Below are 22361 nucleotides of genomic sequence, written 5' to 3' on the forward strand. Positions count from 1 at the left end.
CTGCTTTCCCGGCCTTCAAAAAAGCCCCATTAACTCACCAACCAGGATTTCGCTTCCCGTGCAAAGCCCTCACAAGGGGAGAAGGAAGACGGCGCCACGTTAAATCCTGCCGCCCAGCTCATCCTCAATATGGACGCGTATAATCTCATCAAAACTCGTCTCCGCCGCAAAGCCAAGCTCCCTCGAGCGCCGCGCCTCGAAGCGCGTCGGCCAGCCCTTGACGATCGCCCAGATCGTCTCGTCGGGCTCCTCGCGGATCAGTTTCACCGCCTTGGCGCCGGCGACACGTTCCAGCGCTTCGATCTGTTCGCCGACGGTGACGGCGACGCCCGGCATCGTCAGGTTGCGGCGCGGGCCGACGGCACTGCCGTCGATCTGAGCCGCATGGATCAGGAAATTCACCGCCGAACGCGGGCTGGCGTGTGTGTGGACGACCGAGCGCGGCACCGGCAGGATCGCTTCATGGCCGCTCAGCGGCTCGCGGATGGTACCGGAGAAGAACCCTGAGGCCGCCTTGTTCGGCTTTCCCGGCCTGACGCAGATGGTCGGCAGCCTAATGCCGATGCCGTCGAAGAAACCGCGGCGCGTATAGTCGGCAAGCAGCGCCTCGCCGATCAGCTTCTGCGTGCCGTAGGAGGTCAGCGGCGTCGGGTGGAACTCGTCCGGAATGATGTCGGGAAACGGTGCGCCGAACACGGCGATCGACGAGGTGAAGACGACGCGCGGTGTATAGGCCGCCAAGCGGATGGCATCGAACAGCGCCCTTGTGCCGTCGAGATTGACGCGATAGCCGAGATCGAAATTGGCCTCCGCCTCGCCCGACACCACGCCGGCGAGATGGAAGATCACGTCGGGGCGCGGCGCGACCAGATTTGCCGTCGCGCCCGGCGCTGCAAGGTCGCCGGTGTGGACGCTAATGCCGACGCTGTCGAGGACCGGCGCCTGCGGCGGCACGATGTCGTGAAGGTCGAGCGCGGCGATCTTGCGGCCGCCGAGCGTCCCGTCCTTGGCCAACCTGGCGATGAGCTTGTGGCCGACCATGCCTGCCGCGCCGGTAATCAGAATGCGCATGTCACTTTCCCTTTTTGCGCTGGCTGCGGCTACGCAGCCAGAACACGACGAAGATTGCCACCATGAAGATCGCCGCGACGACGCCGGCAAGCACCGTCGAGACCTTGCCGACCGCCAGCATCACTGTTGGAAGATAATAGGCTGCGATGCCGAACAGCAGCAAAACCCAGGCGGCGCCGATCGCCGCATTGCGGGTGTCGCGGTCCATCACGCGGCGCCAGGGTGGCGAGAGTTCATGTCAATCGTTGCCAATGCCCAGAACTCCCGAAGTCAGTGATAATGGCCGCGGTGCGGTGCCGTATCATGCGCATGATCGTGCTCGTCATCATGCTCATGGCTGTCGGCACATCGGCCGAATTCCGGTTCGACCGTGGCATGGGCTATGCCATGTTCCGCCGCAAGCCGCTTCTTGATCGCGCTGACCGCCATATGCGCGTCGACGCCGTCATTGAGGCAGGCATGCAACGTCGCCATGTTGCTGGAACCGTCGATCGACCAGACATGCATGTGATGCACCTCGCGCACGCCCTTGATCGAGCCTTCGATGTCCCTGGCGATCAGGTCGCGGTCGAGGCTTGCCGGCACGCCTTCGAGCAGGACGTGGGCGGCCTCGCGCATCAGCGACCAGGCCGTGGACAGGATCAGCAGCGCGACAAGCACCGACAGGATCGGATCGATGGGCGTCCAGCCCGTCGCCAGGATCACCAGCGCCGCCACGATCGCCGCGGCCGAGCCTAGCAGGTCGCCGAGCACGTGCAGGATGGCGCCGCGCATGTTCAGGCTGCCGCGGTCGCCGCCATGCAGCACGTAGAACGAGCCGAGATTGACCAGCAGGCCGGCGATCGCGACGACCAGCATCGGCCCGCCGAGCACCGGAGCCGGCGCTTGCAAGCGGCCCCAAGCCTCGTAGACGATCCACAGCGCGATGGCGAAGATGGCGATGCCGTTGGTGTAGGCGACCAGCGTCTTGACCCGGCCGAAGCCGTAGGTGAGGCGCACGGTCGCCGGCCGGCTCGCAAGGTGAAAGGCATACCAGGCAAGGCCGAGCGCGACGCAATCGGCAAACATGTGGCCGGCATCCGCCAGCAGCGCCAGCGATCCCGTCAAGAGACCGCCAAGCGCTTCGACGACCATGAAGCCGGCGGTCAGGCAGGCAGCGATCAGCACGCGCTTCTTGTCGGTCGAGCCGTGCACATGACCTGCGCGATGGCTGTGGTCGTGGACCTGCGAAGCGTGGTCGTGGGTATGCGCCATCTATAGCCCCTGCTAGAGCCTGATCCATCCCGGCAGACTCGGGATGGAGGCTCTATCTTTCTATTTGACCATGATCTTACCCGAAAAACCGGATACCACTTTTCGGGAGCATGGTCAGGCGCCGAACTCGGCGCGGAAATCCTCGAGCCGCCGCTTCTGCTGGCCATCGCTGTCGAAATTAGCCGGATCGAGCCACGCCTCATAGGCTCTGCGCAGATCAGGCCATTCCCTGTCGATGATCGAATACCACGCGGTATCGCGGTTTTCGCCCTTGACCACAAGATGCTGACGGAAAATGCCCTCGAACTTGAAGCCGAAACGTTCCGCCGCGCGCTTCGACGGCTCGTTGCGATTGTTGCATTTCCATTCGTAGCGGCGATAGCCAAGCTCGTCGAAGACATACTTCATGAACAGGAACTGCGCTTCCGTCGCGGCCGGCTTACGCGAGATCAGCGGGCCCCAATAGATGTTGCCGATCTCAATGACGCCGTAGGTGGCGTCGATGCGCATCAGCGTCTGGCGCCCGGCGACCTTGCCGCTGGCCTTGTCGATGACCGTGAAGAACAGCGGGTCTTCGCTGGCTTCCGCCTTGTCCAGCCATGGCTGGAAGGCGGCGCGGCTCTCCGGCGGGTAGTCTGGCAGCCAGGCAAAGCGGCCGTCGACATCGGCCACCGACGAGGCCTCAAACAGGCCGTCGCCGTGCTTTTCGGCGTTGAGCGGCTCCAGCCTGACAGTTCGCCCCTCCAGCACCTTGCGTTCGGGCCGCGGGCGCGGTTGCCAATTCTTGAGATTTTCCGACACCGAAAACTCCAATCCGTTTGACTTTTGCGGGCGGACGCTCACAAAAACGCACGCTCGCTGAAAGAACCACACGGACAGGAAAAATGCTCCACACGATTTCGGCCTTCGACCGCCTCGGCGAGGAAAATGCGTTCGCAGTGCTGGCGCGTGCCACGGCACTTGCCCACCAGGGCCGCGACATTGTCAATCTCGGCATCGGCCAGCCCGACTTCAAGACGCCGCAGCACATCGTCGAGGCCGCGATCAAGGCGCTGCGCGACGGCCATCACGGCTATACGCCGGCCAACGGCCTGCTGGCGACGCGCGAAGCGGTGGTCCGCCGCACGCTGGCCACTACCGGCGTCGAAGTCTCGCCCGAAGCGGTGATGATCCTGCCCGGCGGCAAGCCGACCATGTTCGCGGCCATCCTGATGTTCGGCGAGCCGGGCGCCGAAATTCTCTATCCCGATCCCGGCTTTCCGATCTACCGCTCGATGATCGAGTTCACCGGTGCTGCCCCCATCCCGGTGCCGATGCGCGAGGAGAACGGCTTTGCCTTTTCGGCTGCGGAGACCTTGGCGCTGATCACGCCGAAGACCAGGCTGCTGATTCTCAACTCGCCGGCCAATCCGACCGGCGGCGTCACGCCGCGCGCCGAGATTGAGAAGCTGGTCAAGGGGCTGGAAGCGCACCCGGACGTCGCCATCCTCTCCGACGAGATCTACGACGTGATGACCTATGACGGCGAGACGCACTGCTCGCTGCTCGCCTTCCCCGAAATCCGCGACCGGCTGATCGTGCTCAACGGCTGGTCGAAGACCTGGGCGATGACCGGCTGGCGCATGGGCTGGTCGATCTGGCCGAATGGCGACAAGGGCGCGCATCTCTACGACAAGGTGCGCAAGCTGGCGGTCAATTGCTGGTCCTGCGTCAACGCGCCGAGCCAGTATGCCGGCATTGCCGCCATCGACGGCCCGCAGGACGATGTCGACAAGATGATGCGCGCCTTCGACCGCCGCAGGAAGGTCGTGGTCGAGGGGTTGAATGCCTTGCCCGGCGTTTCCTGCATTACGCCGAAAGGCGCCTTCTATGCCTTCCCCAATGTTTCCAAGACCGGCTGGAAGGCCAAGAAGCTCGCCTCGGCGCTGCTCGAGGATGCCGGCGTGGCGCTGATCGGCGGCCCCGATTTCGGCATTCTCGGCGAAGGCTATGTCAGGCTGTCCTACGCCAATTCCGAGGAGAACATCCTGCGCGCGCTGGAGCGGATCGAGGCGTTCCTGGCGAAGTGAGGACGGCGAAAGGAGAAGCCAGATGTTCTATGCCATTCTTGCCTATCACGAGGAAGAAGCGATTACGGCACTGACGCCTGAGCAGGATGCGGCGCTGATGACCGATCTTCTCCAGATCAACGATCGGCTCTACCAGCAAGGCACCCTTGGGCCGGCGGCCCGGCTCGGCGCGACACAAGACGCCTGCACCTTGCGCGGGCCAGGCACCGGAATGGTTATCGACGGCCCCTTCGCCGAGACCAAGGAACAATTGCTGGGGCTCTATGTCGTCGACTGCGCCAACCGTGACGCCGCCATCGACATTGCGCGCGACCTTCGCCGCGTCAATCCGACCGCCGTCTACGAAATCCGCCCGATTTCGCTATATTTACCCGGCGTGCCGCTTCCGGTCACCCGGCCCTGATTTAGACCGGGTTGAGACTAATTTAGCCTCGCCCGACCAATGGCATCTTCGTCGCCATCACGGTCATGAACAGGACGTTCGCGTCGAGCGGCAGGCTGGCCATATGGAGGACGGCATCGGCGACGCGCTCGACGTCCATCACCGCTTCGGCGGCAATGGTGCCGTTGGCTTGCGGCACGCCGACCGTCATCGCTTGCGCCATGTCGGTCAGCGCGTTGCCGATGTCGATCTGGCCGCAAGCAATGTCGTAGGGCCTGCCGTCCAGCGCCAGCGTCTTGGTCAGCCCGGTGATGGCGTGCTTGGTCGCCGTATAGGGCACCGAGCCCGGCCGTGGCGCATAGGCCGATACCGAGCCGTTGTTGATGATGCGGCCGCCCATCGGCTGCTGCCTGCGCATGGCGCCGAACGCGGCGCGAGCACACAGGAACGAGCCGGTGAGATTGACCCCGACGATGTCGTTCCACACGTCGACCGGGATGTCGTCGATCAACGTCGATTTGTAGCTCGTGCCGGCATTGTTGAAGAGCAGGTCGACGCGCCCGAAAGCCGCAGCCACCGTCTCGAACAGATCGTCGACCTGATCGGCCTTGCTGATGTCGCAGGCGAAGGCCAATGCCTTGGCCTGCGTCGGCCCGGCCGCGGCGATCGCATCCTCCAGCACCGGCTTGCGCCGGCCGCAGAAGACCGTATTCCAGCCGGCCTTGAGCAGCGCCGTGGCGACGCTTTTGCCGATGCCCGTGCCGGCGCCGGTGACGATGGCGGTTTTATAGTCGGTCATGGCTGTACTCCCTGAAAGGGATGAGCCATCGCAAATGACGGGAACCATGGCAAGCCGGCCCAAAGCCTGTGCTCACAAAAAGGGCGGCCGTTGGCGACCGCCCCTGATCCGAACCGGGCATGGGAGGAGGAAAGCCGATCCGACTGCCTGAAATCATGCGCTCACCGGATTAACGAGAAGCTAACGCCAACGGCGCCGAGCTCCGAGGCTTCCTCTTCGAGCTACCAGCGCGAGCCTGCGACCGGTTTGGCCGTGCTGCCCGCTGCCGGCACCTTCGCCGCCGTCACCGTCGCCTCGACATGGTCGACCAGCGCATCCGGCAAGCCGAGACGGCCGGCAAGCAGGTCGAGATAGCCGCGTTCGGCCCGCGTGTCCGGATCGATGGCAAGACGCGAGGCGGTGTAGAGTTCCAGCTTTTGCGCATCGGTCTTGGCCCCGGCGATCAGCACATCCAGATCGAGCGGCGCCTCCAGTTCCGACATCAGGAATTTCTCCGCTTCGGCGCCGACGCCCGCTAGGCTGAGCTTGCCGGCGATCTTCTGCCGCTCTTCGTCATCGACGTGACCGTCGGCCTTCGCCGCCGAGATCATCGCCCTGACCAGCGTCAGCGTGAATTCGTCTTCGCCCTGCGGCGCTTGCGACGGATGGAAGGCGGTATCGGCCGGCGGCGGCAGCAATTCCGGTTCGCCTGCAGCTTGCGTCTCGGCCGGCACGTTGCCGTTCTTGTAGTTCTGGTAGGCCTTGTAGGCGAGGCCGCCGATCGCAGCCAACCCACCAAGCTTCACCGCCGCACCGGTGACCTGGCGGCCTGGGCCGGTTCCGAGCAGCACCGCGGCCAGCGCACCGGCGGCAAGCGGATTGTCCTTGGCCATCTGCACCGCCTGCCCGGCCTTGTCGCGGACGGTCGATCCGGTGCCGGGAATTTGCGAGCCGAGCAGATCGTCGAGGAGCTTCTTGGGATCGAACATCTATGCCTCCAGAATTGGCCCGGCCGAAGGTGCGCGGGCAGGTTTGCACGTCGAAGACCTAGGTCCCGCAGTTTGACATTACAATGACGCGGTGCATCGTTTTGCCCGCTGCCACGCATGACCTCGAATGGAGGTCTGCTGGGATTTCACGCGGAAATTAAAGTGCTGCAGCCTCCTTCCGCGCCAAAAAACGCGTGTCGAAACCAGCTTCGACTTCGAGTAATGTCGCGGCACGTCGCTTGGGAGGAGCCTGGCATGACCAATGAGACAGCCCGCCAGCCGGCACGCGATCCCCAGGAGCTGGAGCGCCTGCTGATTTCACGGCAATGGGTCGGAGACATTGACGGCATGGCAGCGCTTTTCGAGCAGCATGCCGTCATCGACAGCGGTAGCGGACAACTGACGTTCGGCCGCGAAGCCATCCGGGGGCTGTTCGCGGAGATCACCGCAACCGGCCGAAAATTTCAGTCCGGAGATCAGCGCCCGGCTGTCGTCAATGGCGACCTGGCGCTCACCTCGACCCGGCTTCCCGATGGCACCATCACCACCGAGGTCGCGCGCCGGCAGAACGACGGGACATGGCTGTGGGTCATCGATCGCTTCTCTGTTGCTTGACGTGAAGCTAACTTCCGATATGGCGATCGCCGCGCGCTTGCGCCAGCTCGACCTGGTGCTGGCGCTCGGCGTAGCGGGCGCGATCTTCGTTCGAGCGGGCATCGAAGCAATGCGGGCATGAGATGCCGGCAGCATATTTCGGCGACAGCCGGTCTTCTGCAGCCAGCGGATGCCGGCAGGCGCGGCAGAGTTCGGCCTCGCCTTCGAGCAGCCCGTGCGATACCGAAACGCGCTCGTCGAAGACGAAGCATTCGCCTTGCCACAGGCTCTGTTCGCCGGGCACGTCCTCGAGATATTTCAGAATGCCGCCCTTGAGGTGGAACACATCCTCGAAGCCGAGCGACTTCACATAGGCGGTCGCCTTCTCGCAGCGTATGCCGCCGGTGCAGAACATGGCGACCTTGCGCCCCTCGAGCTCGTGCCGATGCTGCTCGACCCAGGCCGGGAATTCGCGGAAGCTGGTGGTGGCGGGATCGACAGCACCTTTGAACGTTCCGAGCGACACCTCGTAGGCGTTGCGCGTGTCGATGACGATGGTGCCCGTATCCGAGATCAGTGCATTCCAGTCGGCCGGCGCAACATAGGTGCCTGCACCTGCCGCCGGATCGATATTGTCCACGCCCATGGTGACGATCTCGCGCTTCAACCGCACCTTCATGCGGTGGAACGGCATCGTTGCGGCGCTGCTGTATTTGATCTCGAGACCGGCGAGACCGTCGATGGATTCGAGATGATCGATGAGCGCCGCGATTGCCGGTTCACTGCCGGCGACCGTGCCGTTGATGCCCTCACGCGCCAACAGCAGCGTGCCTTTGACGCCGCGCGCGCAGCAGAAGGCGGCGAGCGGCGCGCGCAGCGCCTCGAAGGTGTCGAGCCGGGCGAAGCGGTAAAGCGCGGCAACGCGGAAGGCTTGGCTGGGAAGTGTCATCACCAAGCCACTAGACGCTCACGACAGCCTGATCAAGGCAGAGCCGGGAGCGGTCTGATCGCGGAAGGTTTCGAACACCACGCGTGACATCGCGACACGCCGCGTTTCGTGGACAGAAAAACCGCCATCTGCTAACCGGTCGACTTGATCAACAGAGGAGAGACGACGAATGCCCAGCACGACCGAAAAGCTCCTGTCGCTCCTCAACGGCCAGCCGGTCATACCGGTGCTGAAGATCGCCAATCCCGCCGACGCGGTGCCGCTGGCCCGGGCGCTGGCCAGCGGTGGCCTGCCGGTGATAGAGATCACGCTGCGCACCGCCGACGCGCTGGAGGCGATCCGCCGGGTGGCGGGCGAGGTCGAAGACGCCGTCGTCGGCGCCGGCACCATCCTGGACGCCCGCCAGTTCGGCGAGGCGGCGGCCGCCGGTTCGAAGTTCATCGTCAGCCCCGGCATCACCCGCGAGCTTCTCGCGGCAGCCAAGGACAGCGACGTGCCGTTGCTGCCCGGTGCCATCACGCCGGGAGAGGTCATGGCCGCCCGCGAAGCCGGCCTGCGCTTTCTGAAATTCTTCCCGGCCGAACAGTCGGGCGGCACTGCCTCGCTCAAGGCTTTCGCCTCGCCGCTTGCCGACGTGAAATTCTGCCCGACCGGCGGTATCACCGGCAAGAACGCCGCCGACTACCTCAGCCTGCCCAACGTCATCTGCGTCGGCGGTTCCTGGGTGGCGCCGGACGATCTGGTCAAGGCCGGCAAATGGGACGAGATCGAAGCCTTGGCACGCGCGGCAAGCAAGCTCGGGCGCTAGCATCTTCTGCATCAAAAGCCGCGGCCGATCTGGCCGATCTGGTTCGCCGGCTGGTTCCCGCTCATGGGCTCGAACCACGATTCACGCCTTCAAAGGGCGCTGTCCTACCATTAGACGAAGCGGGAGAATGCCGACCGCTGGTTAGCATCCCTGGATGAAGGAAGCCAGTGCCGGCGGTGGAGGTAGCCGCGCGAGGTGCCCAGCGCGGCCTACTCGGTCTTGAAGCGGGCCACCGACATGAACTTGACGGCTTTGCCGGTGAACCGGTTTGCGTCGGCCATCTCGTTGCCCGGCTGGAAGCCTATCGTATAGACCTCGCTCGGTGCCGTACGGACGAAGTCGTAGGCGTAGCGCGGCGCCGTTGTCGCATCTGAAACAGTTGCGACATACTCACCGCTGTGCAGCGCCCACCGGGCGGACTGCGGCGCGGCGGCGACCACCACCGGCTTGGGGCCGGGCTTCAGGTCGCGGGCGGTGGCCCTGGGTTCCTTGCGTGTGGTCTTCACGCCTGCACCGATGACGGCGGCCGGATCGGAGCCTGCCGGGCGGGCAACGATGGCCTCGCGCGGCGATGCCCCGTCGCTCGATGCCCCGTCGTCGCTCGCCGGTTCCTCGAACACCGATGCTTGCTCGGAAAGCGACGCGACCTTGTATTCGTCGGTCGCGCTGACCCGTTCCAGAACGGCCTTGACCTCGTCGGGCTGGGAACTGTCGGGCCGCGCCGACGGCAATACCGAGAATGCGTCGGTGGCGGTGTTGCTCCGCTCGGCCGCACTCGCCAGCGCCAGCAACACTTGCTTGTCCTGCGGCGCAAGACCCACCGACGAAAGATCGGCCGGCAGCGAATGATTGGGCCGCCAGCTCGGCACGGGAATGTTGTTTGCCGCGACCTGCACCGGGCCGGCCGCAGCAGACGGGTCTGCTATGCCGAACGGAACATTTGCCGGCGCCACGCTTGCCGGCGCTTGCGCGGTCGCCACCGCCTGTTCAGTCGATCCAGCCGCATCCGCCACGCCGAACGGAACGTTTTCAGGCGGCTGGGCGCCGACGTCGGTCTTCGGACGCGGAGCAAAATCCGGCAGCGGAATGCTGCGGGCAGGCAATGCCGCGATGATCGTCTCCGGCGTGTCGTTCTCCGGTTCAGGCGCAGGCGCCGGAGCATCGGCGACTTCCGGAATCTGAGCGCGCTTGGCATCCTGAGGCGCCACGATGGCAATGCCAGGCAGGTTGCTGCTCTTGGCGGACGGCGCCGGCTTCACGTTACGGGGCTTTGGCGCCGGCTCGGCCATCGCCACATCGGCGCTGTCGTCCGCCTCGTCGTCGCCACCGCCGAAGAGGGCTGCCAGGAACCCACGGGATTTTTTGGCACCGCCGCTTGCGCTGGCGAGTTCGATGGCCGGTGCGCCGGCGCCCTTGCGGGCTTTGTAGGAGGCGAGCGCCTGTTGATAGCCAGGCAGCGGCTTGCCGTCGCTCGGCACATGCAGCGTCTTGCCGTTGGGGAACACGCGCGCCAGTTCCTGGCGGCTGATGCCGGGCCAGTGGCGTACATTGCCGACATCCATATGCACGAACGGCGAGCCGGAACTGGGATAGTAGCCGACGCCGCCGCCCTGCATCCTGAGGCCGACGTCGCGCAGCTTCTTCAGCGGCACGCCGGGAATATAGAAATCCATCGCCCTGCCGAGCATGTGCTGGCTTTTTTCGGCGACGCCCCTGCTGCGGCTGCGCAGCATCGAATTCGTGGCCGGCGAACGATAGCCGCAGACGACCTGGATGTAGTCGGTCGCGCCGCTCTCCCGATAGGCCTCCCAGACCAGGTCCAGCAGGCGCGGATCCATCTTGGTCGGCTCGTTGCGACGCCAGTCGCGCAGGATGATGTTGATCTTTCGCAAGCCCGCCTGGTCGTAGCGCCCGTTGCGCTTGTAGACGATCTCCGCCTTTTCATGCGTGTGGAGATGATAGAGCTTCAGCGAACGTGTCTCGGCGCTGGCGCCGGTTGCCGCTGCTGCAAGGAACCCGACGGCAACAATCACCGCTGCCAGCCATCTCGGCCAGACGCTCATGTGATAATGCCGCCCGTTTTTGTGTCGTTCGATTCTGTTCAAATCAAAAGGCCTTGCAGGCTGCCGTTTTGTCCCCGGATTTGACCAAACGGATGCGTGGTGTGTGCATCCGAATATCGATCCTAATGGTTAATCATCGCTTATTGAAGCCGAAATGCGGTAACACGGTGGCGATATCCCGCCAAAAATATTGCGCAGGATATCTTGGTAAACCGCTGGTTTAGATCATGTTTTGGCGCCAGCTCGAAACACGATCTGTTACCGTCCGCCTTAATACGTGAACACTGTGGCGAACACCTCGTTTCGAGGCGCAGTTGCGTGGAATGATGTCCGGATGAGAACCGGCTTGGCCCTGTGACTCAGGAAGCGAGCCGTTCGACGCGGCCGGTTTCCGGGTCGATGCCGTATTCCTTGAGCTTGCGGTAGAGCGTCGACCGGCCGATGCCGAGGCGGCGGGCGACTTCGCTCATCTGGCCGTTATAGTGATCGATGGCGAGCTTGATCATTTCGAGTTCGACGTCGGCCAGCGCACGCACATTGCCGCGCTCGTCGAGCGCCCGCAGCGTGCCGAAACGAGGCTTGGCTGGTGCATCGGCGTCGGCGGCTGCGATGCCGCCAGCGGCCGATATGTTGTCGCGCGGCTGGCTGCCCGAAGCCACTCCGGAAGCTGGCCACCCTGGAGTTGGCCCCCCTGAAGCTGGCCACCCTGGAGCTGGCAAGGCGATACCCGAATCGAGATTGACCGTGCCCTCGACTTGCGCCCGGATCTGCGGGAATTCTTCTTCGGTCAGCATGTCGCCGTCGGCGAGCACCGAAGCCCGGAAGACGGCGTTTTCGAGCTGCCTTATGTTGCCCGGCCAGTCATAGGCCTGCAGCATGGCAAGCGCCGCAGCCGAGATGCCTCGCAGGCGGTGGCGCGGATCGGCGGGCGCCACCTTCTCCATGAAGTGCTCAACCAGATACGGGATGTCGTCGCGACGGTCGCGCAATGGCGGCACGAAGATCGGATAGACGTTCAGCCGATAGAACAGGTCCTCGCGGAACTTGCCGTCCTTGACCTGCTGCAGCAGGTTGCGATGGGTTGCCGAGATCAGCCTGATGTCGACCCTGACGGTCGAGCGCCCGCCAACCGGATCGACCTCGCCGTCCTGTACGGCGCGCAACAGCTTGACCTGCACGTCGAGCGGCAGGTCGCCGATTTCGTCAAGGAACAGCGTGCCGGTGTGCGCTTCGACGAACTTGCCGGTATGTTTTTCGGTGGCGCCGGTGAACGAGCCCTTCTCGTGCCCGAACAGGATCGATTCGACCAGATTGTCGGGGATGGCGCCGCAATTGACGGTGACGAAGGGTTTCGAGCGGCGGTCGCCGCTGCCCTGGATGGCGCGCGCCACCAGTTCCTTGCCGACGCCGGATTCACCTTCGATCAGGATCGGAATGTTGGACGCCGCCGCCTTGCGGCCGAGCCGGATCACCCGATCCATCGCCGGACTGTGGGTGATCATGTCCTTGAACGTCAGATGGCCGCCGCGCTGCCGTGACGAGCGCTTCACTTCGCCTTCGAGCGCTTCGACCTTGAGGGCGTTGCCGATCGACGCCTGCAGCCTATCGGGGGAGGCCGGCTTGACGACGAAGTCGAAGGCGCCGTGACGCATTGCCGAAACGACGGTTTCGATGCCGCCCTGCGCGGTCTGCACGATGACGGGAATGTGGATGCCACGCTCGCGCATCGCCTTCAGCACGCCGATGCCGTCGAGCCCGGGCATCATAAGGTCGAGGATGACCACCGACACGTCGCGCGCATTGGGTCCGTCGACAAACTCGAGACCCGCCTCGCCGCCATCGGCGACGATCGCGGTGTGGCCGAATTTCGTCACCGCCGCCTCGAGAAGCCTGCGCTGCACGGGATCGTCATCGACTATGAGTATGGAAGCTGCCATGACTGATCCGACCGTGCCCGCCCGAGAATGCGCCCTATGGATCATCTTGGCACAGGGTTCTAAATAAGCTTTCAAAAAACCCGGTGAATGAATTCCTTAGGATTTGACCGGCTTCTCGTTTCCTCGAATTTTTGTGTCTGGAAGGATCGGCAATGCGCATGGTTTTTGCTCGAAAGCTGGCGGCGGCGCCCGGTCAGGGCGTGGCGGAGCTTGGCGACCTGCCGGAATGGAATCTGGCCGATCTCTATTCGGGCATGGAAGCGCCCGAGTTGAAGCGCGACATCGCCAAGGCCGCCGTCGATGCCATCGCCTTCGAGAGCCGTTGGAAAGGCACGCTCGCCGCCGAGGCCGGGCGTGGCAGCGCCGGCAGGCTTGGCGAGACGCTTCAGGCCTATGAAGCGCTGGAGGAGCTGATCGGCCGCATCGTCTCCTATGCCGGGCTTGTCTATGCCGGCAACACGTCGGATCCGCAGCGCGCCAAGCTCTATGGCGACATCCAGGAAAAGATGACCGATGCCAGCGCGCACCTGCTGTTTTTCGCGCTCGAGCTGAACCTCATCGACGATGGCGCGATCGAAAACGCACTCGCGGCCGATCCGGCCTTCGCCCATTACCGGCCCTGGGTGCTCGATCTGCGCAAGGACAAGCCCTATCAGCTCGAAGACCGCATCGAGCAGCTCTTCCATGAAAAATCGATCACCGGGCGCGGGGCCTGGAACCGCCTGTTCGACGAGACGATGACCGATTTGCGCTTCGACGTCGACGGCGAGGAGCTGACGCTGGAGCCGGCACTCAATCGCCTGCAGGACGCAGACAGCGAGGTGCGCCGCCGGGCGTCCGAGGCGCTGGCCACGACCTTCCGCAAGAATTTGCGCGTCTTTACGCTGGTCACCAACACGCTGGCCAAGGACAAGGAGATTTCTGACCGCTGGCGCGGCTTCGAGGACATTGCCGATTCCCGCCACCTCGCCAACCGCGTCGAACGCAGCGTGGTGGATGCACTCGCCGCCGCGGTTCGCGACGCCTATCCACGCCTGTCGCATCGCTATTACGCGATGAAGGCGCGCTGGCTCGGCATGGAGGTGATGAACCACTGGGACCGCAATGCGCCATTGCCCGAGACCCCGCAGGCAGTCATCGGCTGGGACGAGGCCAAGAACACCGTGCTTTCCGCCTACCAGCGCTTTTCGCCCGACATGGCGGAGATCGCCAGAACTTTCTTCGACCGCAACTGGATCGATGCACCGGTGAGACCCGGCAAGTCGCCTGGCGCCTTCGCGCATCCGACCGTGCCTTCGGCGCATCCCTATGTGCTGCTCAACTACATGGGCAAGCCGCGCGACGTGATGACGCTGGCGCACGAGCTCGGCCACGGCGTGCACCAGGTGCTGGCCGGCGGCCAGGGCGCCCTGATGGCATCGACGCCGCTGACGCTGGCCGAAACCGCATCGGTGTTCGGCGAAATGCTGACCTTCCGCTCGCTGCTCGAGCAGACCACCGACAAGCGCGAACGCAAGGCCATGCTCGCCCAGAAGGTCGAGGACATGATCAACACGGTCGTGCGCCAGATCGCCTTCTACGAGTTCGAGCGCAAAGTGCATGCCGAGCGCAGGAGCGGCGAACTGACCTCCGACAAGCTCGGCCAGTTCTGGTTGGAAGTGCAGGCGGAAAGCCTCGGGCCGGCGATCAAGCTGCGCGAAGGGTACGAGATTTTCTGGACCTATATCCCGCATTTCATCCACTCGCCTTTCTACGTCTATGCCTATGCATTCGGCGATTGCCTGGTGAACTCGCTCTACGCGGTCTACCAGAACGCCGAGCGCGGCTTTCAGGAGAAATATTTTGCCATGCTGCGCGCTGGCGGCACCAAGCATCATTCCGAGCTTCTGGCACCGTTCGGCCTCGACGCGGCCGACCCTGCCTTCTGGCAGATCGGGCTTGGCGTGATCAGCGGACTGATCGACGAGCTGGAAGCACTGGACAATTGATGCGCAACACTGGGTGATGCGCAACACCGGATGACCGGGTTTTCCAGAACAGTTTAGCTGCAATGCATATTGGCGATGGTTCTATTCTTGTCTTGGATATTTGTTCTTAAATAACTTTCCATGGAAGTTTTCCGTTAGATTCCCGTAAGCTGTATGATAGCGTCCGCCCTCAAGCTCAGCCGGGCACGAATGGATCCGGTCGGAAAATCCCGACCGGTCATGGCGTGTCGGCGGATGCGACAACGGTTGTTGGCCAGGGGCAAACCGGTCGCCGACAGCTCGATCGAAGCCGGCTGTTCTGCAAATTGCGGAACCACCATCGAATGGTCCTTCGCCGAGGTCATGGCTCCACAGGCCAGGGCGGACGGATCGGACTGGAGAGAGAAAGACAATGGGCACTTTTTTCTACATGCTCCTGGCGTTCCTGGTAGGTGTGTTGGTTGGCTGGTTCATTTGGGGACGCCTGCGTGGCGAACTCGACAGTTTGCGCGGCGATCTAGACCGCACGCGCAGCGAACGCGACAGATTGCGGGCCGATAGCGACCGTCTGACCGGTGAGTTGGATGCATGCGGCCGCGCCCGCGCCGATCTCGAACGCCGGCTGGGCGAGGCGAAAACCACCCAGGCGCCAACCGCGAAGGCGGCAACAGCCAAGGCGCCAGCCGCCAAGACCGGCGCGACCAAAGCCGCGATGCAGGCGCCGTCAACGCTGATGTCGACATCCGCACCGGCTAAACCGGCGCCGAAGAAATCTGCAACGGCGAAGGCCGCGACCGCGCCACGCGCAAGTGCCGCGAAAACGGCAACGCCGAAACCGCCTGCATCGAAAGCGAGCGCCGCGCCGACGACCGCGCCAGCGGCAAGCAAGGCTGCGCCGGCGGCAAAGAAAGCCGCGACCGGCAAGGCAACAGCCACCGCGGCAGGCAAAGCCAACGATCTGCGTCGCCTGATCGGCATCGGCCCCACCAACGAGCGGCTGCTCAAAGGGCTTGGGGTCACGACCTATGCCCAGATAGCCGCCTGGACGCCCGACGATGTCAAGCGGATCGAGGCGACGTTGAATTTCGACGGCCGTATCGAACGTGAACGCTGGATCGAGCAGGCGAAACTGCTTGCCGCCGGCGACGAAAAGGAATTTGCGCGCCGCTTCCCGACCGCGGGAGAAGCCAGCAACACCTGATCCATCGCAGGCGGCATCTGGAACAAGGCGTCGCCCTCTGGCGCCGCATTTGTTTTTGCCGCCGCGCCTTTGCGTCTTGAGACGCCGCTCCCTCGATTGCACACGGTGGAGCCCCCATATAGATCGATCGCTGGTGACCGCAGCATCCGAGCCTTATGTCCCTGCCCCTGCCCTTTGCAATTTTCAGGAACGACGAGACCGCGCGGCAGCTCGTTTTCGACCGGCCGGCCGAGATAATCGCAGCGCATGGCGAGGCGGACTTTTTGCCTGCCCTGGAAGCCGCGCAGGTAGCACATGACGGCGGCAAATGGCTGGCCGGTTATTTCTCCTACGAGGCCGGTTACCTGCTCGAACCCAAGCTCGTTCCGCTGCTGCCGGCCGGCCGCCGCGCCCCGCTTTTCTGCCTCGGCGTGTTCGACGCGCCAGTCGAGGAGACGATCGCGCCAGGCGATCTGCCGGCTAGCAACGGCCCAATCTTCGACGCCAAGGCAGCCTGGTCTTCGGACGACTACGCCAAACGCTTTGCCAGGCTGCATGACCATATTCGCAAGGGCGACTGCTACCAGGGCAATCTGACCTTTCCGGTCCGCGCGCAATGGTCGGGCGATCCGCTGGCCGCCTTCAACGCGCTGACCGAACGCCAGCCGGTGAAGTATGGGGCGCTGGTCGCGCTCGGCGATCCGATCGTCTTGTCGCGTTCGCCCGAACTGTTCTTCGAGGTGGACGCGGAAGGCATGATCGAGACGCATCCAATGAAAGGCACCGCGCCGCGCGGCGCCACCAAGGCCGAGGACGATCGCCTGAAAGCGTTCTTGCGCAACGACGAGAAGAACCAGGCCGAGAACCGGATGATCGTCGATCTCCTGCGCAACGACATCTCACTGATCAGCGAGGTTGGCACGCTCGATGTGCCGGAGCTTTTTCGCATCGAGAGCTATCCGACGGTCCACCAGATGGTGAGCCGCGTGCGGGCAAAACTTTTGCCCGGCCTCGCCATCCGCCAGATTTTCGCCGCGCTGTTCCCCTGCGGTTCGATTACCGGCGCGCCGAAGATCCGCGCCATGGAGATCCTGCGCGAGCTGGAAGGTGGCCCGCGTGACGTCTATTGCGGCGCCATAGGCTGGATCGCGCCCGGCGGCCGGATGCGCTTTTCGGTGGCGATACGCACCATCTCGCTCTTTGCCAATGGCGAGGCGGTCTACAATGTCGGCGGTGGCGTCGTCTTCGATTCGACAGCCGAAGAGGAGTACCAGGAGTGTCTGCTGAAAGCCCGTTTCGCGACGGGAACACTGCCGATTTCGAACTGATCGAAACAATGCGCTGGGAACCCGGCTCGGGTTTCGTCCGTTTCGACCGCCATCTCGCGCGGCTTTACGGTTCGGCAAGCGAACTCGGCTTCGCCTGCGACCCGCAAAGGGTCGGCGAAGCGCTGATGAATGCGGTCGGCCGCCAGCACATCGCATTGCGCACTCGCCTCGTCCTGTCGCGCAAGGGCGAAGTGGCGGTGTCGGTGCAGCCCTACGAGCCGCTCGCCGCAGACAAGGTCTGGACCCTGCAGCTGGCGCGCGTGCGGCTTGATTCGAGCGACATGCTGCTGCGCCACAAGACCAGCGGCCGACAAACCTATACGCGCGCCCGCGCCGAATATCTCGCCAGCCGCGCCAACGAGGTGCTGCTCGCCAATGAGCGCGGCGAAATCTGCGAGGGCACGATCACCAACGTCTTTGCCGATTTCGGCGACGGCGTGCTGGCCACGCCGCGGCTCGATTGCGGCCTGCTGCCTGGCGTCCTGCGCGGCGAACTGCTGGATCAAGGCCGCGCCGGTGAAGCGGTCTACACGTGGAACGAACTGCAATCGGCCAAGGCGCTGTTCGTCGGCAACTCGCTGCGCGGATTGATCCCGGCGCGGCTGGGCTGAAGCATCTGGAGACAACAATGTTCGTGGTTTCGCTGAACTACAAGGTGCCGCTGACCGAGATCGACTGCCTGCAGCAAGCGCATGTCGAGTGGCTGAAGGCCTGCTATGCGCAAGGTATCTTTGTCGCCTCCGGGCCAAAGCGGCCAAGGACCGGCGGCATCATCATCGCGCGCGGTCCACGCGAGGAACTCGATGCCAGACTGGCGGACGATCCCTTCGCCAAGGCAGGTGCCGCCGATTACGAAATCACCGAATTCACGGCGAGAATGGCCGCCGCCGCACTGGAAGCCTACAAAGAAGCATGAGTTTCCGCACACCGACCCACACACCCTATGACGGCTCGTCGAAACTGTTCACCATCGGGCTGAAGCCGCTCAATCTCGATAGCTGGATCGAGGTCGACGAATATCTGCTGCCCTATCTTGCCGAGAAACGCCGGCTTTACGCGGAAATTCCCGACAAGGTTTTTGTCGAGGAGCAAGCAACGCGCGACGCCCAGCGCGAAGTGCTCGATCTGCTCGGTGCGCATCTGGCGGCGAACTTTCCTGAGACCCACAGGCGTACCGACAATGCGATCGAGGCGATCGGCGGCACCGACGATCTCGAAGGCTCGGGCACCGCAGCTTCTTTCAGCGATGCGCCGCTTGTCGCGGCCTCGCTGCTTGTGCAGGAGGATTTGATCCTGATGCGCCGCGACGACAGCGGCTGGCGTCTGGCGGCCGGCTCGCTCTGCTTCCCCTCGTCATGGTCGCTGATCGAAAAATTCGGCAAGCCGCTGCAGCAGATCCACGCGCCGGTACCGGGTTTCGGCCCGGGCACACGCCCGGCCGATCTCATCAACCGCATGTTCGACGGCCTCCAGGGCCAAGCCGTCGAGCGCTACAACTGGTCGATCCAGGCGGGCGACGCGCTCTACCATCCGCTCTCCAACCTCGAACGTATCGACCGCGCCAGCAGTCGCCCGTCGAGATTCCCGGACGGCGACATCGACGCCCATGTCTTTATCCGGGTCGAGCGGCAGACGCTGAGAAAGCTCCCCGTTTCGGGCGACGTACTCTTCACCATCCGCATCCATCTCGACCCGCTCGCCGTGCTGGAACGCCACCCCGACCGCGCGGCGCTCGCGGCGTCCTTGGCCGAACAACTTCTGGCGCTGGACGAGGCACAACTCGACTACAAGGGGATGACCGCCGACCGTGACCGGCTGGTCGCGTGGCTCAGGGCGCTGGCGCTGTCCTAGAGCAGTTCATCGTCTCACGGAAACGCCGAACCGCTCTATCTCTTTGTTTCTGCGCAATCCCGGACGGAAAACCGTTTCACACCTTTCCTGGAATTGCCCTAAATCGCAGCCAGGCCCAGCAGCAGGATCGCGGACATCGCGGTAAAGACGGTGACGTTGACGTCCCACCGCCAGCCCGCCGGTCCAAACGGCGGCCGGAACGGCAGATAGCCGTTCTCGTCATACAGCACGCCGCCATAGATCGGCCGCGAGAGCATGGCCGCGAAGAATGCTCCATACATAGCCGCGGCCAATCCCCCGGCGAGATAGAGCCGCTCGGCTTCGAGTTGTCCCTTGATCCAGATAAGTCCGAGCGCAATCAGCGCCACTCCGGTGTAGCTCAGCACCTGCCAGACGACATGAAACCGGGCGTGTGGGGTCCACAACGGATTGGTTGCATGTGTGGCGTTCAAGTCGGCTTTGATCGTCGCTACACCGTAACCCACAGTCGCGACGCTTAGCAGAATTCGAGCAAGCAGATGACTGTCATAAGCGAGTTCCATCGCATTTTCCTCCCCTCACGCCGGAACGACTTGAATGGCACCCTGGGCACAGAAGAGCTGCCCATCGGCCAGCCGCGCATAATTATGGACGATCCCCTGCCATCCTTTCGGTGCGACGGACTCCCGGCCCACCGATTGTCCACGTGCCCGGACAGGCAATGCGCCCGCTTCTGGCCGGCTTCCCGCTCGACGATGAAAGGCTCGACGGTTTCAAACAGGGTTTGGCGGAGGCGAATTTGTCGATCGACGATGTCCCGATCCTCGAGACGATCCCAGGCGAGCCATCTGCCGGAGCAGTGGTGTTCGACAGGGCGCCTGAAGCAACCGCGATCCTGACCATGTCGGATTGGCAGGCGATCACAATACTGGACGAGGCGGTTCGCCGCGGCATCGGCGTGCCGGGCCACGTATCGGTCGTTGGCTTCGATGGGACTGCTGAATCCGCACGCACCACGCCTCCGATGACCACTGTGGCGCAAGACGTGATCGGAAAAGGCAGGCTTGCCGCCCGAATGGTTATTGACAATGAAGCCCCCCCGCCAGGTCGTTCTGCCGGTAGAACTGGTGGTTCGAGCCTCCACAGCCGCGCCGAGGGCAAAAATCCGCTGAAACGCGCGGATGCGCCATCCGCATCTGGGGCGGCGCTGGCAGCGTCTTTTCGCTGAGCAGCGTCTGGCACTGAACGGGGCACAACTTGACTATAAGGGCCTGACAGCCGACCGTGACTGTCGGCGGAAGACAACTGTAACTTGTGGCTTGGGGGAACAATGATCCAGCATCTTGGCAGGCCGGTCACGTTCATGGCCGCGATCCTGGTACTGTCGATAGCAGCTGAGGCGGAGCCGAGGCCTGCGCCGACGATCTGCTGGACCTGCCGGTCTCCGAGGCACGTGACCTCTTCAAGCCTGAATTCGCAAGACTGGTCGAGCCGTAGCCGGGATGGCGCGGTGTAACGCCGGCCGTCCGCTTTTCGCTTTATTGTGACAATGATCTATGGTTTGTCGCGCCGCGGCCAAGCCGCTGTTCCGAAGCGTTTTTTGAGGGAGTAATCGATAAATGGCGAATGAAAACTGGCCCGTTTACGGTGAGATCACCGGCCCTGTCGTGATGATCGGCTTCGGCTCGATCGGACGGGGAACGCTGCCGCTGATCGAGCGCCATTTCAAATTCGACAAGTCGCGCATGACGGTCATCGACCCGCGCGACGCCGACCGCAAATTGCTTGACGAGCGCGGCATCACTTTCATGCAGGATGCAGTGACCAAAAAGAACTACAAGAAGCTGCTGACACCGCTTTTGACCAATGGCGGCGGCCAGGGCTTTTGCGTCAACCTGTCGGTCGACACTTCCTCGCTCGAGTTGATGAAGCTCTGCCGCAAGCTTGGTGTCCTCTATATCGATACGGTGGTCGAGCCCTGGCTCGGCTTTTATTTCGACGAAAAGGCCGACAACGCCTCACGCACCAACTATGCGCTGCGCGAGACCGTACGTACTGAAATCGCGAAGAGCCCGGGCGGCACCACGGCGATCTCGTGCTGCGGCGCCAATCCGGGCATGGTCTCGTGGTTCGTCAAGCAGGCACTGGTCAATCTCGCCACAGATCTTGGCTTCGACTTCTCGGAACCCGCGCAGCACGATCGCGAAGGCTGGGCCAGGCTGATGAAGAAGGCCGGCGTCAAGGGCATCCATATCGCCGAGCGCGACACCCAGCGCACCAAGAAGCCCAAGCCGATGAACGTGTTCTGGAACACCTGGTCGGTCGAAGGCTTCATTTCGGAAGGGCTGCAGCCGGCCGAGCTCGGCTGGGGCACGCATGAGGCGTGGATGCCGAAGAACGCCAAAAGCCACAAGAACGGTTCGAAGGCCGCTATCTATCTGGAGCAGCCCGGCGCCAATACACGCGTGCGCACATGGTGTCCGACGCCCGGCCCGCAATACGGTTTCCTGGTGACACACAACGAAGCGATCTCGATCGCCGATTTTTTCACCTTGCGCGGCAAGAAGGGCAAGGTGCAATACCGGCCGACCTGCCATTACGCCTATCATCCCTGCAACGACGCAGTGCTGTCGCTGCACGAGATGTTCGGTGTCGCCGGCAAGGCTCAGCCCGTGCATCACGTGCTCGACGAAAATGAACTGGTCGATGGCGTCGACGAACTCGGCGTGCTGCTCTACGGCCACGCCAAGAACGCCTACTGGTACGGCTCGCAGCTATCGCTGGCCGAGGCGCGCAAGCTGGCGCCCTATCAGAATGCTACGGGCATGCAGGTCACGTCGGCGGTGCTGGCCGGCATGGTCTGGGCGCTGGAAAATCCCGAGGCCGGCATCGTCGAAGCCGACGAGATGGATTACAAGCGCTGCCTCGACGTGCAGAACCCATATCTCGGGCCGGTCAGGAGCTATTATACCGACTGGACACCGCTCGACAATCGGCCTGGTCTGTTTCCCGAGGATCTCGACACCAAAGACCCGTGGCAATTCCGCAACATCCTCGTTCGATAGCAGCGTTGCCTCGACACTCCGCCAGCTTGCAATCGCCCGGAAATCGGGCGATTGAAGAGGGGCGGCCTAGAGCGACGTGCGTCCATTTGGACGCACA

At 63.5% G+C, this 22361-nt stretch carries 22 protein-coding genes and 1 tRNA gene; 12 read left to right on the forward strand and 11 right to left on the reverse strand.

Features of this window, described 5'->3' with window-relative positions:
* Positions 1–99 precede the first annotated feature (99 nt).
* The 4 genes from denD to NKJ32_RS10760 all read right to left on the reverse strand — a co-directional run bounded on the left by denD (position 100) and on the right by NKJ32_RS10760 (position 3126).
* Positions 100–1071: a D-erythronate dehydrogenase gene (gene denD, locus NKJ32_RS10745; protein ID WP_352827542.1), complete on the reverse strand. Its 972-nt coding sequence runs from the start codon at positions 1069–1071 to the stop codon at positions 100–102.
* A 1-nt stretch (position 1072) separates the two neighbouring features.
* A complete protein-coding gene (locus NKJ32_RS10750; RefSeq protein ID WP_352448198.1) occupies positions 1073–1279 on the reverse strand; it encodes a hypothetical protein in 207 nt (68 codons plus the stop codon).
* Between the two features lie 62 nt (positions 1280–1341).
* Positions 1342–2325 (reverse strand): cation diffusion facilitator family transporter, encoded by a 984-nt coding sequence (locus NKJ32_RS10755; protein WP_352755003.1) that lies wholly within the window; start codon positions 2323–2325, stop codon positions 1342–1344.
* Positions 2326–2439: 114 nt separating this feature from the next.
* Positions 2440–3126 (reverse strand): GNAT family N-acetyltransferase, encoded by a 687-nt coding sequence (locus NKJ32_RS10760; protein ID WP_352568119.1) that lies wholly within the window; start codon positions 3124–3126, stop codon positions 2440–2442.
* Between the two features lie 83 nt (positions 3127–3209).
* On the opposite strand from NKJ32_RS10760, the gene NKJ32_RS10765 reads away from it, so the two are divergent.
* Both NKJ32_RS10765 and NKJ32_RS10770 read left to right on the forward strand, forming a co-directional pair.
* Positions 3210–4394, forward strand: coding sequence for a pyridoxal phosphate-dependent aminotransferase (locus NKJ32_RS10765; RefSeq protein WP_352568120.1), 1185 nt, complete (start codon positions 3210–3212; stop codon positions 4392–4394).
* A gap of 22 nt (positions 4395–4416) precedes the next feature.
* Complete coding sequence (locus NKJ32_RS10770; RefSeq protein WP_352568121.1) at positions 4417–4797, forward strand: YciI family protein; 381 nt, start codon at positions 4417–4419, stop codon at positions 4795–4797.
* A 22-nt stretch (positions 4798–4819) separates the two neighbouring features.
* Here the strand turns inward: NKJ32_RS10770 and NKJ32_RS10775 are convergent, their stop codons facing one another.
* On the reverse strand, positions 4820–5575 hold the full coding sequence (locus NKJ32_RS10775) for an SDR family oxidoreductase (RefSeq protein ID WP_352827545.1): 756 nt from the start codon (positions 5573–5575) through the stop codon (positions 4820–4822).
* 221 nt (positions 5576–5796) lie between these two features.
* On the reverse strand, positions 5797–6543 hold the full coding sequence (locus NKJ32_RS10780; protein ID WP_352568123.1) for a tellurite resistance TerB family protein: 747 nt from the start codon (positions 6541–6543) through the stop codon (positions 5797–5799).
* Between the two features lie 255 nt (positions 6544–6798).
* Here NKJ32_RS10780 and NKJ32_RS10785 point away from each other — a divergent pair, with 255 nt between their 5' ends.
* Positions 6799–7158, forward strand: a complete 360-nt coding sequence (locus NKJ32_RS10785) for a YybH family protein (RefSeq protein ID WP_352568124.1) — start codon at positions 6799–6801, stop codon at positions 7156–7158.
* Positions 7159–7165: 7 nt separating this feature from the next.
* Here the strand turns inward: NKJ32_RS10785 and trhO are convergent, their stop codons facing one another.
* The gene (gene trhO, locus NKJ32_RS10790; protein ID WP_502894478.1) at positions 7166–8086 is read right to left on the reverse strand and encodes an oxygen-dependent tRNA uridine(34) hydroxylase TrhO; all 921 of its coding nucleotides are present in this window, start codon (positions 8084–8086) and stop codon (positions 7166–7168) included.
* Positions 8087–8255: 169 nt separating this feature from the next.
* Here trhO and NKJ32_RS10795 point away from each other — a divergent pair, with 169 nt between their 5' ends.
* Positions 8256–8894, forward strand: coding sequence for a 2-dehydro-3-deoxy-phosphogluconate aldolase (locus NKJ32_RS10795; RefSeq protein WP_352568126.1), 639 nt, complete (start codon positions 8256–8258; stop codon positions 8892–8894).
* A 51-nt stretch (positions 8895–8945) separates the two neighbouring features.
* On the opposite strand, the gene NKJ32_RS10800 is transcribed toward NKJ32_RS10795, so the two are convergent.
* From NKJ32_RS10800 to NKJ32_RS10810, 3 genes are all read right to left on the reverse strand, one after another.
* Positions 8946–9019 (reverse strand) — tRNA-Gln (locus NKJ32_RS10800).
* A gap of 84 nt (positions 9020–9103) precedes the next feature.
* The gene (gene mepK / locus NKJ32_RS10805; protein ID WP_352568127.1) at positions 9104–10957 is read right to left on the reverse strand and encodes a peptidoglycan L,D-endopeptidase MepK; all 1854 of its coding nucleotides are present in this window, start codon (positions 10955–10957) and stop codon (positions 9104–9106) included.
* Between the two features lie 359 nt (positions 10958–11316).
* Positions 11317–12894, reverse strand: coding sequence for a sigma-54-dependent transcriptional regulator (locus NKJ32_RS10810; RefSeq protein WP_352568129.1), 1578 nt, complete (start codon positions 12892–12894; stop codon positions 11317–11319).
* 152 nt (positions 12895–13046) lie between these two features.
* Here NKJ32_RS10810 and NKJ32_RS10815 point away from each other — a divergent pair, with 152 nt between their 5' ends.
* The 6 genes from NKJ32_RS10815 to NKJ32_RS10840 all read left to right on the forward strand — a co-directional run bounded on the left by NKJ32_RS10815 (position 13047) and on the right by NKJ32_RS10840 (position 19220).
* Entirely contained in the window at positions 13047–14882 is a 1836-nt protein-coding gene (locus NKJ32_RS10815; protein WP_352454076.1) for a M3 family oligoendopeptidase, read from the forward strand.
* 391 nt (positions 14883–15273) lie between these two features.
* Complete coding sequence (locus NKJ32_RS10820; protein ID WP_352454075.1) at positions 15274–16062, forward strand: helix-hairpin-helix domain-containing protein; 789 nt, start codon at positions 15274–15276, stop codon at positions 16060–16062.
* 155 nt (positions 16063–16217) lie between these two features.
* Positions 16218–17369 carry an aminodeoxychorismate synthase component I gene (locus NKJ32_RS10825; protein WP_352454074.1) on the forward strand — a complete coding sequence of 384 codons (1152 nt, stop codon included), beginning with the start codon at positions 16218–16220 and terminating at the stop codon, positions 17367–17369.
* Entirely contained in the window at positions 17318–17980 is a 663-nt protein-coding gene (locus NKJ32_RS10830) for an aminotransferase class IV family protein (protein ID WP_352568132.1), read from the forward strand. Before NKJ32_RS10825 ends, NKJ32_RS10830 begins: the two co-directional genes overlap by 52 nt.
* Positions 17981–17997: 17 nt before the next feature.
* Positions 17998–18285, forward strand: coding sequence for a YciI family protein (locus NKJ32_RS10835; RefSeq protein WP_352454072.1), 288 nt, complete (start codon positions 17998–18000; stop codon positions 18283–18285).
* On the forward strand, positions 18282–19220 hold the full coding sequence (locus NKJ32_RS10840; protein ID WP_352568133.1) for a heme-dependent oxidative N-demethylase family protein: 939 nt from the start codon (positions 18282–18284) through the stop codon (positions 19218–19220). Before NKJ32_RS10835 ends, NKJ32_RS10840 begins: the two co-directional genes overlap by 4 nt.
* A gap of 98 nt (positions 19221–19318) precedes the next feature.
* Here the strand turns inward: NKJ32_RS10840 and NKJ32_RS10845 are convergent, their stop codons facing one another.
* Positions 19319–19762 carry a DUF6640 family protein gene (locus NKJ32_RS10845; protein WP_352568134.1) on the reverse strand — a complete coding sequence of 148 codons (444 nt, stop codon included), beginning with the start codon at positions 19760–19762 and terminating at the stop codon, positions 19319–19321.
* Between the two features lie 158 nt (positions 19763–19920).
* On the opposite strand from NKJ32_RS10845, the gene NKJ32_RS10850 reads away from it, so the two are divergent.
* Together NKJ32_RS10850 and NKJ32_RS10855 are read left to right on the forward strand one after the other, a co-directional pair.
* The gene (locus tag NKJ32_RS10850) at positions 19921–20427 is read left to right on the forward strand and encodes a substrate-binding domain-containing protein (RefSeq protein WP_352568135.1); all 507 of its coding nucleotides are present in this window, start codon (positions 19921–19923) and stop codon (positions 20425–20427) included.
* Between the two features lie 391 nt (positions 20428–20818).
* Positions 20819–22264, forward strand: coding sequence for a homospermidine synthase (locus tag NKJ32_RS10855; RefSeq protein WP_352568136.1), 1446 nt, complete (start codon positions 20819–20821; stop codon positions 22262–22264).
* Positions 22265–22361 lie beyond the last annotated feature (97 nt).

This window comes from Mesorhizobium sp. M0159 (assembly GCF_040322295.1).
Taxonomy (GTDB): domain Bacteria; phylum Pseudomonadota; class Alphaproteobacteria; order Rhizobiales; family Rhizobiaceae; genus Mesorhizobium.

What these genes read in the sequence shown, in the direction of transcription:
- NKJ32_RS10765 (WP_352568120.1), top strand. Translation starts at nt 3,210, where the DNA reads ATGCTCCACACGATTTCGGCCTTCGACCGCCTCGGCGAGGAAAATGCG.
- NKJ32_RS10845 (WP_352568134.1), bottom strand. Translation starts at nt 19,762, where the DNA reads ATGGAACTCGCTTATGACAGTCATCTGCTTGCTCGAATTCTGCTAAGC.
- mepK (WP_352568127.1), bottom strand. Translation starts at nt 10,957, where the DNA reads ATGAGCGTCTGGCCGAGATGGCTGGCAGCGGTGATTGTTGCCGTCGGG.
- NKJ32_RS10795 (WP_352568126.1), top strand. Translation starts at nt 8,256, where the DNA reads ATGCCCAGCACGACCGAAAAGCTCCTGTCGCTCCTCAACGGCCAGCCG.
- NKJ32_RS10820 (WP_352454075.1), top strand. Translation starts at nt 15,274, where the DNA reads ATGGGCACTTTTTTCTACATGCTCCTGGCGTTCCTGGTAGGTGTGTTG.
- NKJ32_RS10855 (WP_352568136.1), top strand. Translation starts at nt 20,819, where the DNA reads ATGGCGAATGAAAACTGGCCCGTTTACGGTGAGATCACCGGCCCTGTC.
- trhO (WP_502894478.1), bottom strand. Translation starts at nt 8,086, where the DNA reads ATGACACTTCCCAGCCAAGCCTTCCGCGTTGCCGCGCTTTACCGCTTC.
- NKJ32_RS10750 (WP_352448198.1), bottom strand. Translation starts at nt 1,279, where the DNA reads ATGGACCGCGACACCCGCAATGCGGCGATCGGCGCCGCCTGGGTTTTG.
- NKJ32_RS10770 (WP_352568121.1), top strand. Translation starts at nt 4,417, where the DNA reads ATGTTCTATGCCATTCTTGCCTATCACGAGGAAGAAGCGATTACGGCA.
- NKJ32_RS10775 (WP_352827545.1), bottom strand. Translation starts at nt 5,575, where the DNA reads ATGACCGACTATAAAACCGCCATCGTCACCGGCGCCGGCACGGGCATC.
- NKJ32_RS10840 (WP_352568133.1), top strand. Translation starts at nt 18,282, where the DNA reads ATGAGTTTCCGCACACCGACCCACACACCCTATGACGGCTCGTCGAAA.
- denD (WP_352827542.1), bottom strand. Translation starts at nt 1,071, where the DNA reads ATGCGCATTCTGATTACCGGCGCGGCAGGCATGGTCGGCCACAAGCTC.
- NKJ32_RS10810 (WP_352568129.1), bottom strand. Translation starts at nt 12,894, where the DNA reads ATGGCAGCTTCCATACTCATAGTCGATGACGATCCCGTGCAGCGCAGG.
- NKJ32_RS10835 (WP_352454072.1), top strand. Translation starts at nt 17,998, where the DNA reads ATGTTCGTGGTTTCGCTGAACTACAAGGTGCCGCTGACCGAGATCGAC.
- NKJ32_RS10755 (WP_352755003.1), bottom strand. Translation starts at nt 2,325, where the DNA reads ATGGCGCATACCCACGACCACGCTTCGCAGGTCCACGACCACAGCCAT.
- NKJ32_RS10785 (WP_352568124.1), top strand. Translation starts at nt 6,799, where the DNA reads ATGACCAATGAGACAGCCCGCCAGCCGGCACGCGATCCCCAGGAGCTG.
- NKJ32_RS10825 (WP_352454074.1), top strand. Translation starts at nt 16,218, where the DNA reads ATGTCCCTGCCCCTGCCCTTTGCAATTTTCAGGAACGACGAGACCGCG.
- NKJ32_RS10780 (WP_352568123.1), bottom strand. Translation starts at nt 6,543, where the DNA reads ATGTTCGATCCCAAGAAGCTCCTCGACGATCTGCTCGGCTCGCAAATT.
- NKJ32_RS10815 (WP_352454076.1), top strand. Translation starts at nt 13,047, where the DNA reads ATGCGCATGGTTTTTGCTCGAAAGCTGGCGGCGGCGCCCGGTCAGGGC.
- NKJ32_RS10850 (WP_352568135.1), top strand. Translation starts at nt 19,921, where the DNA reads ATGCGCCCGCTTCTGGCCGGCTTCCCGCTCGACGATGAAAGGCTCGAC.